A 15,553-nucleotide genomic window follows, 5' to 3' on the forward strand; every position below is an offset into this window, starting at 1 on the left:
GTAGTGGCGACACTCGCGGACCGCCTAGATCATCTCCTCGGCCGGAAGACCGCAGACAAACTGTCCGACGCGTTCGGGATGACCACGGTCGAAGACCTGTTGCGGCACTACCCGCACCGCTACGCCGCCCAGGGTGCGGAACTCGGCGACACTCAACCGGCCGAGGGCGAGCACGTCACGATCATCGCCCGAGTGGAGAAGGCCGACGAGGTACGGATGAAGAGTCGCCCCGGCACCCGGCTGGCTGTGGTGCTGGTGTCCGACCGCCACCGGATCGACGTCACCTTCTTCAACCCGCACAAGGTCAAATACAACATCAAGCCCGGTGTGCGGGGCATGTTCTCGGGCACCGTGAAGTATTTCCGCGACAAGTGGAGCCTGGCGCATCCGAGTTACGTGATCCTCCCGGAGCCGCGCGAGCCCGAGGTCGGCGGCGCTGCCCCCGCACCGGGACGTGTCCGCGGCGCCGGCGCGCTGGCCGGGCTGGCGCGCAGCGCCCAAGGTGCCGACGGCATCGATATGTCGATCTTCGATCGAGCCCTCATCCCGATGTATCCGGCGACCCGCGACGTGGAGTCGTGGACAGTGATGCGGTGCGTCCGGCAGGTTCTCGATCAGCTCGATTCCGTGGAGGACCCGCTCCCGGGCGGCGTGCGCAGCGAGAATTCTCTCATCGGACTCGACGAGGCCCTGCGAACCATCCACCTGCCCGATTCCAAGAACGATGTCACCCTCGCGCGGGAACGGTTGCGGTTCGACGAAGCCGCAGCGGTGCAGTTGGTGATGGCGCGCCGGCGCCACGATGTCGAGGTTCGGAGCGCACCGAGGTGTCCGCGGCGGGCCGATGCGCTCGCTGACGAGTTCGATCGCAGACTGCCGTTCGAACTGACCGAGGGGCAGCTGTCCGTTGCGGAGGAGATCTCCGCGGACCTGTCGCAGCAGCACCCGATGAACCGATTGCTTCAGGGCGAGGTGGGTTCCGGAAAGACGATCGTCGCGTTGCGGGCGATGCTGCAGGTGATCGATGCCGGTCATCAGTGTGCGCTGCTCGCACCCACCGAGGTGCTCGCAGCCCAGCACGCACGTTCACTCACCGCGATGCTCGGCGACCTCGCCGCCGCCGGTGAACTCGGTGCCCACGAACTCGCCACTCGTATCACCCTCCTGACCGGCTCGATGAAAACAGCGCAGAAGCGGCAGGCGCTGAACGAGGCGGTGACCGGCGACGCGGGCATCGTCATCGGCACCCATGCTCTGATCGAAGACAATGTCGACTTCTTCGATCTCGGCCTGGTCGTAATCGACGAGCAGCACCGATTCGGCGTGGAACAACGCGACAAGCTGCGTTCCCGAGGCCGTGACGGAGCAGCCCCACACGTGCTGGTGATGACCGCCACCCCGATCCCGCGCACCATCGCGATGACGGTGCTCGGCGACCTCGAAGTGTCGACGCTGCGTCAGCTCCCGAAGGGGCGTTCGCCGATCGTCAGCCGTGTGGTGGCTGCGAAGGTCCATCCGACCTGGGTCGACCGCGCGTGGGAGCGAATCCGTGAGGAGGTCGCGGAAGGCCGTCAGGCATATGTCGTGTGTTCGCGAATCGGTGATGGCGATGCCGACGACGACGCCGCCTTCGATCCCGCAGCCTTCGAACTCCTCGACGAGTCCGTCACCGGGAAGAAGGGCAAGCAGAAGCCGCCCGACACGAAATCGGTCGTGCAGCAGTTCGACGAACTGGTGTCGGGTCCGCTGGCCGAACTGCGGGTCGGGTTGCTGCACGGGCGGCTCCCCGGCGACGAGAAGGACGCGGTGATGCGCGACTTCGGTGCGGGTGAGATCGACGTACTGGTGTGCACCACGGTCGTCGAAGTCGGAGTCGACGTGCCGAACGCGACGGTGATGGTGATCGTCGATGCCGACCGGTTCGGTGTCAGTCAGCTCCATCAGCTCCGTGGCCGGGTCGGCCGGGGAGGCCACCAGGGCCTGTGCCTGTTGATCACCGATACCAAGCCGGGAAGCCCGACGATGACCAGGCTCGAGGCGGTCGCAAGCACGGCAGACGGATTCGAGCTCGCCCAACTCGACCTGCAGTTGCGTCGCGAGGGCGACGTACTCGGTGTCGCGCAATCCGGAACGGTGTCGACTCTGCGTCTGCTTTCGCTCGTCGACGACGTGGAGGTGATCGCCGCTGCGCAGCGCTTCGCGCGGGACGTCACGGAGAAAGATCCGGAACTGAAGCAACATCCGGGGCTCGCGAGCATGATGGGCGCTGCGCTCGACACTACGAAAGCCGAGTTCCTCGAGAAATCGTGACCGAGGGCGACCGCCGTCAGTCGTGCAGGGTGTAGGTCAGGACTGCATTGCCCTGGCCGGTGATTCTGCTGTCGACCAGGTCGAGTCTGGTCATCGGCACGGACTCGTCGAACAGTCGTCGGCCTTCGTTGGTCACAGCGGGGTGGACGGTCAAGGTCAGTGCGTCGACGACACCGGCGAGGAACAGAGAGCGGATGGTCTCTATACCGCCGGCCACGGTGATGCCGCCCGAACCGTCCTGCTGAAGTGCTCTGACGTACTCGACTGGATCGCCGGTGATCACCGTGCTGTTCCATCCGAGTGAGTTACCGTCGCTGTCCAGCGTGCTGGTGACGACGTGTTTGCGGACGGGGTTGATGAACGCGCCGAAAGGGTCGTCGGCGCCCGGCCAGTACTCCGACCACTCCTGCCAGAGTTTTCGTCCGATGACGACATCTGTCACCCCGTCCAGCGATTCGGCCATCAACTCGCCCTCTTCGGGGCCGAAGGCGTCGAACTGGAACTTGTCGGGCGACTCGACGACGCCGTTGACGGAGCTGAACAGATGCGCGGTGGTCCTGCGGGGCATGAGCGTTGTCCTTCCTTGCGATGTGCAATGCCGGCGTCTCGGTCCCCAGTGTCTCGGATCGTCGGCTCGCGGTTACAGAAAACCGACCGTCCCACCCGACAAAATTCATCGGTGAATCCATTCGAACGCGGCATGGCGGGGCCGCGGTGTTACGGCCTTGCGACCGCGCAGGTTTCGTGTTTGTTACCAGGTGGACGACTGCATCGTTACAGTCGAGGGGGAACGCCGCAGCGTCTCGAGATGTGGAATCCCGGAGCCTGAAGTGCTGTTCGGGCGCGGTACCGTCATGCAATGTTCTCCAAAGTGCTTGTCGCCAACCGAGGCGAGATCGCAATCCGCGCGTTTCGTGCCGCCTACGAACTGGGTGCTGAAACGGTCGCGGTGTTTCCGTACGAAGATCGCAAGTCCCTGCATCGGCTGAAGGCCGACGAGGCGTACCAGATCGGTGACGAAGGGCACCCGGTCCGGGCGTACCTCTCGGTCGACGAGATCGTGAAGGCAGCCGTGTCGGTCGGCGCCGACGCCATCTACCCGGGTTACGGCTTCCTGTCCGAGAATCCTGACCTCGCCGCGGCGTGCGACCGTGCGGGCATCACGTTCGTCGGCCCCTCGACCGAGATCCTGGAACTGACCGGAAACAAGGCGCGTGCGATCGCGGCTGCGAAAGCAGCGGGACTGCCGGTACTGGCCTCGTCGGAGCCGTCTGCCGATCTCGACGAGCTTGTCGCGGCTTCGGAGAAGATGACCTTCCCGGTGTTCGTCAAGGCTGTCGCGGGTGGTGGCGGCCGCGGTATGCGGCGAGTGGCCGAGCCCTCACAGCTGCGCGAGGCCATCGAGGCGGCATCCCGTGAGGCCGATGCGGCGTTCGGCGACCCGACGGTCTTCCTCGAGCAGGCGGTGGTCAACCCTCGTCACATCGAGGTGCAGATCCTGGCAGACAAGCACGGCAACGTCGTCCATCTGTACGAGCGGGACTGCTCTGTGCAGCGCCGTCACCAGAAGGTCATCGAGCTTGCGCCTGCCCCGAACCTGGACCCGGACCTTCGCGACAGGATCTGCGCGGACGCTGTCGCGTTCGCCGAGCAGATCGGCTACCAGTGCGCGGGAACGGTCGAATTCCTCCTCGACGAGCGCGGCAAGCACGTGTTCATCGAGATGAACCCGCGTATCCAGGTCGAGCACACGGTGACCGAGGAGATCACCGACGTGGACCTGGTGCAGGCGCAACTGCGGATCGCTTCGGGCGAGACCTTGGCCGATCTCGGTCTGAGCCAGGACACCATCCGCATCCACGGTGCGGCGCTGCAGTGCCGTATCACCACGGAGGACCCGGCCAACGGCTTCCGTCCGGACACGGGCCGCATCACCGGCTACCGCACCCCCGGTGGTGCAGGTATCCGCCTCGACGGTGGCACCTCGGTCGGCGCAGAGATCTCGGCGCACTTCGACTCGATGCTCGTCAAGCTCACGTGCCGCGGCCGTGACCTCGAGGCGGCCGTCGCCCGCGCCCGTCGTGCGGTCACCGAGTTCCGTATCCGCGGTGTATCGACGAACATCCCGTTCCTGCAGGCCGTGCTCGATGACGAGGACTTCCGCGCCGGGCGCGTGACGACCTCGTTCATCGAAGAGCGCCCGCACCTGCTGACGCTGCGACGCTCGGCCGACCGCGGCACCAAGATCCTCGAATACCTCGCCGACGTCACGGTCAACAAGCCGCACGGCGAGCGGATCGCGACGGTGTACCCGCACGACAAGCTCCCCGCGATCGACCTGTCGGCGCCCCCGGCTCCCGGGTCGCGGCAACGACTGCTCGAACTCGGACCCGAGGGCTTCGCGCGGGCACTGCGCGAACAGAAGGCCATCGGCGTCACCGACACCACGTTCCGCGACGCACACCAGTCGCTGCTCGCGACGCGTGTGCGCAGCAAGGACCTGCTCACGGTCGCCGGCCACGTCGCTCGCATGACGCCGGAACTGCTGTCGATCGAGGCGTGGGGCGGTGCCACCTACGATGTGGCGCTGCGTTTCCTGCACGAGGATCCGTGGGAGCGGCTTGCTGCGCTGCGTGAGGCGATTCCGAACATCAACCTGCAGATGCTTCTCCGCGGGCGCAATACCGTCGGGTACACCCCGTACCCGGAGGCAGTCACGCGCGCATTCGTGCAGGAAGCCGCCGACACGGGCATCGACATCTTCCGTATCTTCGATGCGCTGAACAACGTCGATCAGATGCGGCCGGCGATCGACGCGGTGCGCGAGACAGGTACCACGCTCGCCGAGGTGGCCATGTCCTACACCGGCGACCTGTCGAACCCGAACGAGACCATCTACACCCTCGACTACTACCTGAAGCTGGCCGAGCAGATCGTCGATGCCGGCGCGCACATCATCGCGATCAAGGACATGGCAGGTCTGCTCCGCGCGCCCGCCGCGGCAACCCTGGTCAAGGCGCTACGCAGCAACTTCGATCTCCCTGTGCACGTGCACACGCACGACACCCCCGGTGGCCAGCTCGCCACCTATGTCGCGGCCTGGCACGCCGGAGCCGACGCGGTCGACGGGGCGTCGGCGGCGCTGGCCGGGACGACGAGCCAGCCGGCACTGTCGGCGATCGTTGCGGCAGCGGCGCACAGCGAATTCGATACCGGCCTGGACCTGCAGGCAGTGTGCGATCTCGAGCCGTACTGGGAGGCACTGCGCCGCGTGTACGCGCCGTTCGAGTCGGGCCTGCCCGCACCGACCGGCCGTGTCTACACGCACGAGATCCCGGGCGGGCAGCTGTCGAACCTCCGTCAGCAGGCGATCGCGCTCGGACTCGGCGACCGGTTCGAGGACGTCGAGGCTGCCTACGCAGGCGCCGACCGCCTGTTGGGGCGCCTGATCAAGGTGACGCCGTCGTCGAAGGTCGTCGGCGACCTCGCCTTGCACCTGGTCGGTGCGGGTGTGTCGGTCGACGACTTCGCGGCCGAACCCGGAAAGTTCGATATCCCCGATTCGGTCATCGGGTTCCTGCGCGGCGACCTCGGTACACCAGCCGGTGGCTGGCCGGAGCCGTTCCGCTCCAAGGCGCTGTCCGGTCGCGGGGAACCGAAGGCCGAGACACCGTTGACCGCTGACGAGGAGAAGGGCCTGGCCGGGTCGTCACTCGAGCGTCGGACGACCCTCAACCGGTTGCTGTTCGCCGGCCCGGCCCGCGAGTTCGAGCAGCATCGCGAGCAGTACGGGGACACCAGCGAACTGTCGGCGAACCAGTTCTTCTACGGGCTTCGATACGGCGAGGAACACCGCGTGCGGCTCGGCAAGGGCGTCGAACTGCTCATCGGGCTCGAGGCGATCTCCGACGCGGACGAGCGCGGCTTCCGCAACGTGATGTGCCTGCTCAACGGCCAACTTCGTCCGGTGTCGGTGCGTGACCGGTCGATCGCCAGCGAGGTTCCGGCCGCGGAGAAGGCGGACCGCAACGATCCGGGACATGTCGCGGCTCCGTTCGCGGGCACGGTCACGCTCGTCGTGTCCGAGGGCGACAAGGTCGCGGCCGGCGACACGGTCGCCACGATCGAGGCGATGAAGATGGAGGCAGCGATCACTGCGCCGCGCGGTGGGCTGATCACCCGCATCGCAGCCGGACCCGTCCAGCAGGTCGAAGGCGGAGATCTGCTCGTGGTGGTGTCGACGGAGGCAAGCGCCGAGTGACACGAATCGTTGCCGGTCGAGCCGGGGGGCGGCGCCTGAAGGTGCCGCCCCGCGGTACTCGACCGACATCCGAGCGGGTGCGCGAAGCACTGTTCAGTTCGCTCGACGCGCGGATGGATCTCGACGGGGCAGTCGTGCTGGACCTCTATGCGGGGTCGGGCGCGCTCGGTCTCGAAGCGCTGTCGCGAGGGGCAGCGCACGCGATGCTCGTCGAATCGGACGCCAAAGCGTCGGCGGTGATCCGCGACAACATCGCCGTCGTCGGCCTGTCCGGCGCGGTGTTGCGGTCGGCGCCGGTCGCCGCGGTCCTGGCGGCGGGTGCCGACCGCGAATACGATCTGGTCTTCGCTGATCCGCCGTACGCGATCGCGGAGAGCGCGGTGTCGGCGATGCTCACTGCGCTCGTCGAGCAGGGGTGGGTGGGGGAGAACACGATCGTTGTGCTCGAACGCTCCAGCCGATCGCCGGAAACCGAGTGGCCCACCGGTTTCGACGTCGACAGGGTCCGGAAGTACGGTGAGACGCGCGTGGAGATCGCGGCCTGTTACGGTGCTGACTCATGAGCCGCGCGGTATGCCCAGGATCCTTCGACCCGGTCACCAACGGACACCTCGACGTCATCGCTCGCACCGCGGTGCAATTCGACGAGGTTGTGGTCACCGTCGTGATCAATCCCAACAAGCAGGGCATGTTCACGGTGCCCGAACGCCTCGAGATGCTCGCCGAGGCCACCTCTCATCTCGGCAATGTTCGCGTCGATTCCTGGCAGGGGCTGCTGGTCGACTATGCAACTGCGAACGGGATCTCTGCGATCGTCAAGGGGCTCCGCGGCGCCAACGACTTCGACTACGAGTTGCAAATGGCCCAGATGAATCACAAGCTCACCGGTGTCGACACTCTGTTCGTGGCCACCAATCCCGTGTACAGCTATCTGTCGAGCTCGCTCGTCAAGGAGGTTGCCGCCTACGGCGGTGACGTCTCGGAGATGCTTCCTGAGGCCGTGCACAAACGGCTTCTCGCACGCCTCGCCGAACGGGCCGCAGCCGAGTAACAACCCGCACACCACCGAACCGTGATCCGACACACCGGCGCGTGGACCGGAACCGGAGCGCACGCTGCGGCAGACTGGACACGGCGCGGTCGCACCGGCCGGGTCGACGGATCAGGATTGGGGTTGGCGTGTACCGGGTATTCGAGGCACTCGACGAACTTGTCGCGATCACCGAAGAGGCACGAAGCGTTCCCATGACGGCGAGTTGCGTGGTCCCACGCGGCGATGTGCTCGAACTTCTCGACGACGTGAGGGACGCTCTTCCCTCCGAACTGGACGACGCTCAGGACGTTCTCGATCACCGCGACAAACTGATCGGCGACGCACGAGCCCTGGCGGACAAAACGGTCGGCGACGCCGACGAAGAGGCGCGCACGCTGGTCGAGGAGGCCCGAGCCGACGCCGATCGGATGCTCTCCGACGCGAAGGCGCAGGCCGACCGCATGGTGGCGGAGGCGCGCGCGCACGCGGGCGAACTGGTCGCCGATGCGCAGGCGGAGGCGGATGCTCTCATCGCCGACGGCAAGCGGCAGTACGACGCCGTCACCGGCAGGGCTCGATCCGAGGCCGACCGTATGGTCGAGGCAGGTAAAGCGGCATACGACCGATCCATCGCCGACGGCGAGGCCGAGCAGGCACGCTTGGTATCTCAGACCGAGGTCGTGCAGTCCGCGCATGCGGAGTCGGCGCGCGTCATCGATGGTGCCCACGCCGAATCCGATCGGTTGCGCACCGAGTGTGACGAGTATGTCGACGGCAAGCTCGCCGAGTTCGAGGAGATCCTCGACACCACCTTGCGTTCGGTGGGCCGCGGGCGTCAGCAGTTGAGGACTTCGGGAAGACCGGACTATGCCGAGGCCGACCACCGGGCCGCCTGGCGGCGGTGACGCGTTTCGCGTGGTGAACCCGTGTTTTTTCGTGAATCGCGGGGTCATCGCGTACCATTGAACGGTTGCCCAGTGAATTCGCACTGCCTTCTATTCGAAAGTGAGATCGACGTTGTCTACCCACCGCTCCGGTACGCGGCATCCCGAACGGGAAGCCGGCCTCGTGCTGGACACGCTCTCGCTGGGGCGTCGTCCCGGGTCGATGCGTACGGTGCAGCGCCGCGTTCCGTCTCCATCGCGCATCGGACTCGAAATGATCGCGATCGATGAAGGCAGCGAGATCGACCTCGACCTTCGGTTGGAGTCGGTGTCGGAGGGTGTTCTGGTGACCGGTACAGTTCGTGCCGACACCGTCGGTGAATGCTCTCGATGCCTCGAGCCGTTCACGGGCGAGGTGAGTTTGTACCTCACCGAACTGTTCGCCTACCCGAACAGTGTGACCGACCAGACCACGCAGGAAGACGAGGTCTATCGGATCGAAGACGATCTGATCGATCTCGAGCCTGTGATCGTCGATGCGGTCGGATTGGAACTTCCGCTACGTCCGTTGTGCACCGACGACTGCGCGGGACTGTGTGCGGAATGTGGTATTCGCCTGGCGATTGCCGAATCCGGGCACGGACATGAAATACTGGATCCTCGCTGGGCTGGGTTGGCAGCCGCGTTCGGCGCAGGCTCCGAAGAATCCAGCAGTGCATCCGACAGCAAGAACAACGAGGAGAAGTAGACGTGGCCGTCCCCAAGCGCAGAATGTCGCGTTCCAACACCCGGTCGCGGCGCAGCCAGTGGAACACCACTGCGCCCACGCTCGTCACCTGCCCGAACCGCGGCTGCGGTGAGAAGAAGCTGCCGCACGTGGCGTGCCCGTCGTGTGGCACCTACAACGGTCGTCAGGTGACCGCGCCCGTCTGATCGGTACTTACGTGACGACCAAGTCGATCGATACCGCACCCGAGGGCGGCGAGGGAGAACATGCGTCTCTCCTCGCCGCCCTCGGTGTCCCGGTGGCCCCTGACCTGCTGACCCTGGCATTGACCCACCGCTCGTACGCATACGAGAACGGCGGACTGCCGACCAACGAACGACTCGAGTTCCTCGGCGACGCCGTGCTGGGTCTGTCCGTGACCGAATACCTGTATCTGACCCACCCGGACAAACCGGAAGGTGAACTTGCGAAGATTCGCGCGAGCGTGGTCAACATGCACGCACTCGCCGAAGTGGCGCGCGGACTGGGCGATGGTGGGCTGGGCGTCCATCTGCTCCTCGGCAAGGGCGAGGAGATGACCGGCGGACGGGACAAAGCGAGCATCCTCGCCGACGGAATGGAGTCGCTGCTCGGGGCTGTTCACCTGCAGCACGGCATCGAAGTCGCCCGCGAGGTGGTCCTGCGCCTGTTCGCCGAACTGCTCGACCGCGGACCACGTCTGGGAGCCGGTCTGGACTGGAAGACGAGCCTGCAGGAACTCACTGCCGAACGCGGACTCGGCGTGCCCGTGTACGAGATCACGGCGACGGGTCCCGACCACGACAAGGAGTTCACGGCCACCGCTCTCGTGGCAGGAAAGCCCTACGGTGTCGGCGTCGGCCGGACGAAGAAGGAAGCCGAGCAGAAGGCAGCCTCTACCGCGTGGCAGGTGTTGTCGAGCGAGACCGACCAGGAAACCGAGACCTCGACCGGGGCGAACTGATCCTGTCGTGCCCGAACTTCCCGAGGTCGAAGTCGTTCGGCGTGGTCTGACTGCCCACGTGCTGGGCGCCACGATGGAATCCGTCGAGGTTCTGCACCCGAGGGCGGCGCGACGCCACGAGCCGGGCCCGCGTGATCTCGCACTACAGTTGACCGGCCAGACCGTGACCGCTGTCGAACGGCGTGGAAAGTACCTCTGGCTCGTCCTCGAACCGACCGACCTGGCAGTGGTCGTGCACCTCGGGATGAGCGGTCAGATGCTCGTGCAGCCGCCCACCGTTGCGGACGAGAAGCACCTGCGGATCCGCGCGGTGCTCGACAGCGGTGCCGACCTGCGTTTCGTCGACCAGCGGACGTTCGGTGGATGGGCACTGGCACAGCTCGTCGAGGTGGACGGTGACCGATTACCGTTGCCCGTCGCACACATCGCACGGGATCCGATGGACCCGCGATTCGATCCGTCCGCCGTGGTGAAGGTGCTGCGCGGAAAGCACACCGAGATCAAACGCGCACTGCTCGACCAGACCATCGTCTCCGGTATCGGCAACATCTACGCGGACGAAGCACTGTGGCGTGCGCAGATCCACGGCAACCGGCCGACCGACAAACTGACCGGCCCGAAACTGCATGCCGTGCTTGCTGCCGCTCACGACGTGATGGCCGAAGCTCTCGGTCAGGGTGGCACGTCCTTCGATGCCTTGTACGTCAACGTCAACGGTGAGTCCGGTTACTTCGATCGCTCCTTGAATGCGTACGGCCGGGAGAACAGGCCGTGCCCTCGATGCGGCGCACCGATCCGGCGCGAGAAGTTCATGAACCGCTCGTCCTTTTCGTGTCCCCGTTGCCAGCCCCGGCCACGCATCATCCGCGGCGGCGCGACCACCAGGGTGTGAGGGACCGTCCTGTGCTCGGTGTCGGCAGCGCATGGCAGGATTTCCCGCATGGCTGACCAGAACCCCGCGACCACACCCACCGACCTGTGGGTCGAACGCACCGGCACCCGCCGCTACACCGGCCGCAGCTCGCGAGGCGCCGAGGTACTCATCGGCTCCGAGACCGTCGATGGTGTCTTCACCCCCGGCGAGCTGTTGAAGATCGCCCTTGCCGCATGTTCCGGAATGAGCTCCGATTTCCCGTTGTCACGGCGGCTCGGCGACGACTACGACGCGACGATCAAGGTGTCCGGGGCAGCCGACCGCGAGAACGAGGTCTACCCGCACCTCGAGGAAGAACTGATCCTCGACCTCTCCGAACTCGACGCCGAAGCCCAGCAGCGACTCGTCGCGCTCGTCGAGCGATCCGTCGACAAGGTCTGCACCGTCGGCCGCACGCTGAAGGCCGGCACGAAGGTGTCGTTGACCATCACCGCCGACGCCTAGAGAAGCGCTGTGGCACTCGAACACCCCGACGACACCGACCATCCCGACGACACTGCACGCCTGACCGCCTGGGTGCACGGCCGGGTCCAGGGTGTCGGTTTCCGATGGTTCACCCGTGCCCGAGCGCTGGAACTGGGGCTCTCCGGCCACGCCACCAACCACGCCGACGGTCGGGTTCTCGTCATCGCCGAGGGACCGCGCCACGCGCTCGAGATGCTGCTCGACTGGCTGCGGTCCGATCTCACACCGGGGGAGGTGCGCCTCGTGGTCGAGAACTGGGAGCCGGCACGCGGTGGCCTCACCGGATTCGTCGAGCGCTGATGTCCCGGTAAGGTTTTTCCTCATGCATCTCAAGAGTCTGACGCTGAAGGGCTTCAAGTCCTTCGCTTCGTCGACGACTCTCCGCTTCGAGCCCGGCATCACCTGCGTCGTCGGACCCAACGGTTCGGGTAAGTCCAATGTGGTCGATGCCCTCACCTGGGTGATGGGAGAGCAAGGCGCCAAAGCGCTTCGCGGCGGGAAGATGCAGGACGTCATCTTTGCGGGGACCGCGGGGCGACCTCCGCTCGGTCGCGCCGAGGTGACCCTGACGATCGACAACTCCGACGGGGCGCTCCCGATCGAGTATTCGGAGGTATCCGTCACGCGGCGCATGTTCCGCGACGGCGCCGGTGAGTACGAGATCAACGGCAATTCGTGCCGGCTGATGGACGTGCAGGAACTTCTTTCCGACTCGGGTATCGGCCGCGAAATGCACGTGATCGTGGGGCAGGGGCGTCTCGCTGCGATCCTCGAATCCCGCCCGGAAGACCGGCGGGCGTTCATCGAAGAGGCAGCCGGGGTGCTCAAGCACCGCCGTCGCAAGGAGAAGGCGGTCCGCAAGCTCGACTCGATGCAGGCGAACCTCGCTCGGCTGACCGACCTCACGGCCGAACTGCGCCGCCAGCTCAAACCACTGGGACGACAGGCCGAGGTCGCGCGCCGTGCCCAGACCGTTCAGGCCGACCTGCGTGATGCCCGGCTGCGTCTCGCTGCCGACGATCTCGTCACCCGTCGCGCCGAGTTCGCAGGCCAGGACGAACAGGAACAAGTCCTGCGCGAGCGTCTCGATCACGTCAACGTCATGCTCGACGAAGCCACGGCAGATCTCGCCCGCCACGAACAGGCACTCGCGCAGCTCACCCCGGGCGCCGAAGCAGCGTCCCAGGTCTGGTTCCAGCTCTCTGCTCTCGCCGAACGCGTGTCCGCGACCGTCCGGATCGCGCAGGAACGCGCCCGCCACCTCGACGCGGAACCCGAGACGCGTGCCGGGCAGGACCCCGACGAGATGGAAGCGCGCGCCGAGCAGATTGCCGCAGAAGAAGCCGAACTGATCGAAGCGGTGGAGATCGCGCACGGCACCCTCGACGCGGCGAAAGAACAACTCACCGTCCGGGAGGAATACGCAGCGGCGGCAGAGCGGGCACACATGGCGGCAGTCCGCGCCATCGCCGACCGCCGCGAGGGACTCGCTCGCCTCACCGGTCAGGTCGAGACCGTCCGAACCCGTACCGAATCGATCGACAGCGAGATCGCTCGCCTCACTGTCGCGATCGAGGAGGCTCGTCGGCGCGGAGTCGACGCGCAGGCCGAGTTCGAGACCGCGCAGGGGCGCATCGACGATCTCGACGCGGGAGAGATCGACGCCGACGCCCAGCACGAACGAGCCGTCGAGGCGGCGCGCATTGCCGACGACCGCGTCGCAGAACTTCAGAACGCCGAACGCGCCGCCGGAAAGGAGGTCGCGTCGCTCGGCGCTCGCATCGACGCCCTGTCCATGGGACTCGAGCGCAAGGACGGTGCCGCCTGGCTGCTCGAGCACCACACCGACTCCGGTGTTCTGGGACCGCTCGCGGATCGCCTTCGTGTCGAGCCCGGATTCGAGGCCGCAGTCGCCGCTGCGCTCGGACCGGCCTCCGACGCCCTCACGGTCACGTCGGTGGCTGCGGCGAACTCGTTGGCCACCGCACTCGCTGATGCCGACCAGGGCAGAGTCGCATTCCTCGCGGTCGGAGCAGAGGCGCCCGATGAGTCCGCGTCGCTGCCCGCAGACTCCCGGTGGGCGCGTGACGTGGTCGAATGCCCCGACGAGCTGCGTGGAGGCCTCGATGCCGTCCTGGCCGGAATCGTGGTGGTCGACGACCTCGAGGCTGCCGCAACGGTGTGCTCGCAGCGACCGGACCTGCGAGCCGTCACCCGTCGCGGTGACCTCACCGGATCCGGATGGGTCGTCGGAGGCTCCGACCGTGCGCCGAGCACACTCGAAATCCAGGCCGCGATCGACTCCTCACGGGAGGGGCTCGAGGCCGCGGAGCGTCGCGTGGAAGAACTCGCCGCAGCGTTGACCGGTGCGGCCGAGGAGCAGAAGGCGCGCGCCGAATACGTCGAACAGACACTCGCGGCACTGAACGAATCCGACGCAGCAATGTCGGCGGTTTACGAACAGCTCGGACGACTCGGCCAGGCCGCTCGCAACGCTCACGCCGAATCCGAGCGTCTCGTCACGCAGCGCACGGCAGCGGAGAAGGAACGCGATTCGGCGCAGGAGAAGCTCGTCGAACTCGAGGAGCGGTTGCGGCTCGCGGAAGACGAGCAGGACGGCACCGGCGACGGCGGAGGTACCGAATCGACCGCTGCCGAGCGGGAGATGGCCGCAGCAGCTCTGGCCGAGGTGCGTGCCGTCGAGATGGAGGCGAGGCTCGCCGCGCGCACGGCGGAGGAGCGCGCCGAATCGTTGCGCGGCAAGGCGGACTCGTTACGGCGCGCCGCACAGGCCGAACGTGTTGCCCGAGCCCGCGCAGAGCGGGCCCGAGCCACCCGACGGCAGGCTGCCGCAGTGGCCGCAGCGGTGGCTGCGGCCGGTGCCCGCGTGACCACGGAGCTCGAGAGCGCGGTCGCTACCGCGCATGCGCACCGCGAAGAACTGACCCGCCGCCGTACCGAATGCGCCGAGCAACTCGAGCGTGCCAAGGGACTCGTCCGCGAGTTCGCCACACAGCGTGATCAGCTCACCGACGCCGTGCACCGCGATGAAGTGGCCCGGGCGCAGGCGGCGCTGCGTATCGAACAGCTCGAACAGAGCGTGATCGAGCAGTTCAGCATCGCGCTCGACGATCTCGTCGCCGAGTACGGCCCCGACGTCCCACTCCCACCGACCGATCTCGAAATCGCCGAGTACGAGCAGGCACGCGAGCGCGGCGAACAGGTGGTTGCCCCGCAGCCGCAGCCGTACGACCGCGCAACGCAGGAACGCCGCGCGAAGCGCGCGCAGAAGGACCTCACGACCCTCGGCAAGGTCAATCCGCTCGCCCTCGAGGAGTTCGCCGCCCTCGAGGAGCGGTACAACTTCCTGGCGACTCAACTCGAGGACGTCAAGAACGCCCGGAAGGATCTGCTGGCAGTCGTCGACGAGGTGGACGCGAGGATCCTGCAGGTGTTCACCGAAGCCTATGCCGACGTCGAACGTGAATTCGAACAGGTATTCGGGAAATTGTTTCCGGGCGGTGAAGGCCGCCTCGTCCTCACCGACCCGAAGGACATGCTCACGACGGGTATCGAGGTGGAGGCCAGGCCCCCGGGTAAGAAGGTCAAACGGTTGTCGCTGCTCTCCGGTGGGGAGAAGTCGTTGACTGCTGTCGCGATGCTCGTGGCGATCTTCCGTGCCCGACCGTCCCCGTTCTACGTGATGGACGAGGTGGAAGCAGCACTCGACGACACGAACTTGCGGAGGCTGATCGGATTGTTCGAGCAGCTGCGCGAGAAGTCGCAGCTGATCGTGATCACCCACCAGAAGCCGACGATGGAGGTTGCCGACGCGCTGTACGGCGTCAGCATGCGAGGCGACGGCATCACTCGGGTGATCTCCCAGCGTCTGCGAGGTCAGAATGTCACGACACCGGTCCCTGAACCGGAAGGTGAGCTTCAAGCCTGACAGTATGG

General features: G+C 66.4%; 13 protein-coding genes. 12 read left to right on the forward strand and 1 reads right to left on the reverse strand.

The genetic code is table 11. The features are described from left to right. The first annotated feature begins 3 nt into the window (after positions 1 to 3). A complete protein-coding gene (gene recG, locus MWU77_RS16860) occupies positions 4 to 2,310 on the forward strand; it encodes an ATP-dependent DNA helicase RecG (RefSeq protein WP_169688629.1) in 2,307 nt (768 codons plus the stop codon). 16 nt (positions 2,311 to 2,326) lie between these two features. On the opposite strand, the gene MWU77_RS16865 is transcribed toward recG, so the two are convergent. Next, entirely contained in the window at positions 2,327 to 2,878 is a 552-nt protein-coding gene (locus tag MWU77_RS16865) for a dihydrofolate reductase family protein (RefSeq protein ID WP_169688630.1), read from the reverse strand. 291 nt (positions 2,879 to 3,169) lie between these two features. On the opposite strand from MWU77_RS16865, the gene MWU77_RS16870 reads away from it, so the two are divergent. The 11 genes from MWU77_RS16870 to smc all read left to right on the forward strand — a co-directional run bounded on the left by MWU77_RS16870 (position 3,170) and on the right by smc (position 15,545). Continuing rightward, on the forward strand, positions 3,170 to 6,571 hold the full coding sequence (locus MWU77_RS16870) for a pyruvate carboxylase (RefSeq protein WP_169688631.1): 3,402 nt from the start codon (positions 3,170 to 3,172) through the stop codon (positions 6,569 to 6,571). Next, the gene (rsmD, locus tag MWU77_RS16875; RefSeq protein WP_169688632.1) at positions 6,568 to 7,134 is read left to right on the forward strand and encodes a 16S rRNA (guanine(966)-N(2))-methyltransferase RsmD; all 567 of its coding nucleotides are present in this window, start codon (positions 6,568 to 6,570) and stop codon (positions 7,132 to 7,134) included. Before MWU77_RS16870 ends, rsmD begins: the two co-directional genes overlap by 4 nt. Beyond that, complete coding sequence (gene coaD, locus MWU77_RS16880; RefSeq protein ID WP_169688633.1) at positions 7,131 to 7,622, forward strand: pantetheine-phosphate adenylyltransferase; 492 nt, start codon at positions 7,131 to 7,133, stop codon at positions 7,620 to 7,622. Before rsmD ends, coaD begins: the two co-directional genes overlap by 4 nt. A gap of 128 nt (positions 7,623 to 7,750) precedes the next feature. Further along, positions 7,751 to 8,509 carry a DivIVA domain-containing protein gene (locus MWU77_RS16885; RefSeq protein WP_247274289.1) on the forward strand — a complete coding sequence of 253 codons (759 nt, stop codon included), beginning with the start codon at positions 7,751 to 7,753 and terminating at the stop codon, positions 8,507 to 8,509. 163 nt (positions 8,510 to 8,672) lie between these two features. Next, positions 8,673 to 9,236, forward strand: coding sequence for a DUF177 domain-containing protein (locus MWU77_RS16890; RefSeq protein WP_169688896.1), 564 nt, complete (start codon positions 8,673 to 8,675; stop codon positions 9,234 to 9,236). 2 nt (positions 9,237 to 9,238) lie between these two features. After that, on the forward strand, positions 9,239 to 9,421 hold the full coding sequence (rpmF, locus tag MWU77_RS16895) for a 50S ribosomal protein L32 (RefSeq protein ID WP_006551208.1): 183 nt from the start codon (positions 9,239 to 9,241) through the stop codon (positions 9,419 to 9,421). 11 nt (positions 9,422 to 9,432) lie between these two features. Continuing rightward, positions 9,433 to 10,197 carry a ribonuclease III gene (gene rnc / locus MWU77_RS16900; RefSeq protein WP_169688635.1) on the forward strand — a complete coding sequence of 255 codons (765 nt, stop codon included), beginning with the start codon at positions 9,433 to 9,435 and terminating at the stop codon, positions 10,195 to 10,197. A gap of 7 nt (positions 10,198 to 10,204) precedes the next feature. After that, the gene (gene mutM / locus MWU77_RS16905; protein WP_169688636.1) at positions 10,205 to 11,089 is read left to right on the forward strand and encodes a bifunctional DNA-formamidopyrimidine glycosylase/DNA-(apurinic or apyrimidinic site) lyase; all 885 of its coding nucleotides are present in this window, start codon (positions 10,205 to 10,207) and stop codon (positions 11,087 to 11,089) included. Between the two features lie 48 nt (positions 11,090 to 11,137). After that, positions 11,138 to 11,575 carry an OsmC family protein gene (locus MWU77_RS16910; RefSeq protein ID WP_247274290.1) on the forward strand — a complete coding sequence of 146 codons (438 nt, stop codon included), beginning with the start codon at positions 11,138 to 11,140 and terminating at the stop codon, positions 11,573 to 11,575. Between the two features lie 9 nt (positions 11,576 to 11,584). Continuing rightward, entirely contained in the window at positions 11,585 to 11,896 is a 312-nt protein-coding gene (locus tag MWU77_RS16915; protein WP_169688638.1) for an acylphosphatase, read from the forward strand. 22 nt (positions 11,897 to 11,918) lie between these two features. Continuing rightward, positions 11,919 to 15,545 carry a chromosome segregation protein SMC gene (gene smc, locus MWU77_RS16920; protein ID WP_247274291.1) on the forward strand — a complete coding sequence of 1,209 codons (3,627 nt, stop codon included), beginning with the start codon at positions 11,919 to 11,921 and terminating at the stop codon, positions 15,543 to 15,545. The last annotated feature ends 8 nt before the right edge of the window (positions 15,546 to 15,553 follow it).

It is taken from the genome of Rhodococcus sp. F64268, assembly GCF_023015605.1.
Taxonomy (GTDB): domain Bacteria; phylum Actinomycetota; class Actinomycetes; order Mycobacteriales; family Mycobacteriaceae; genus Rhodococcus.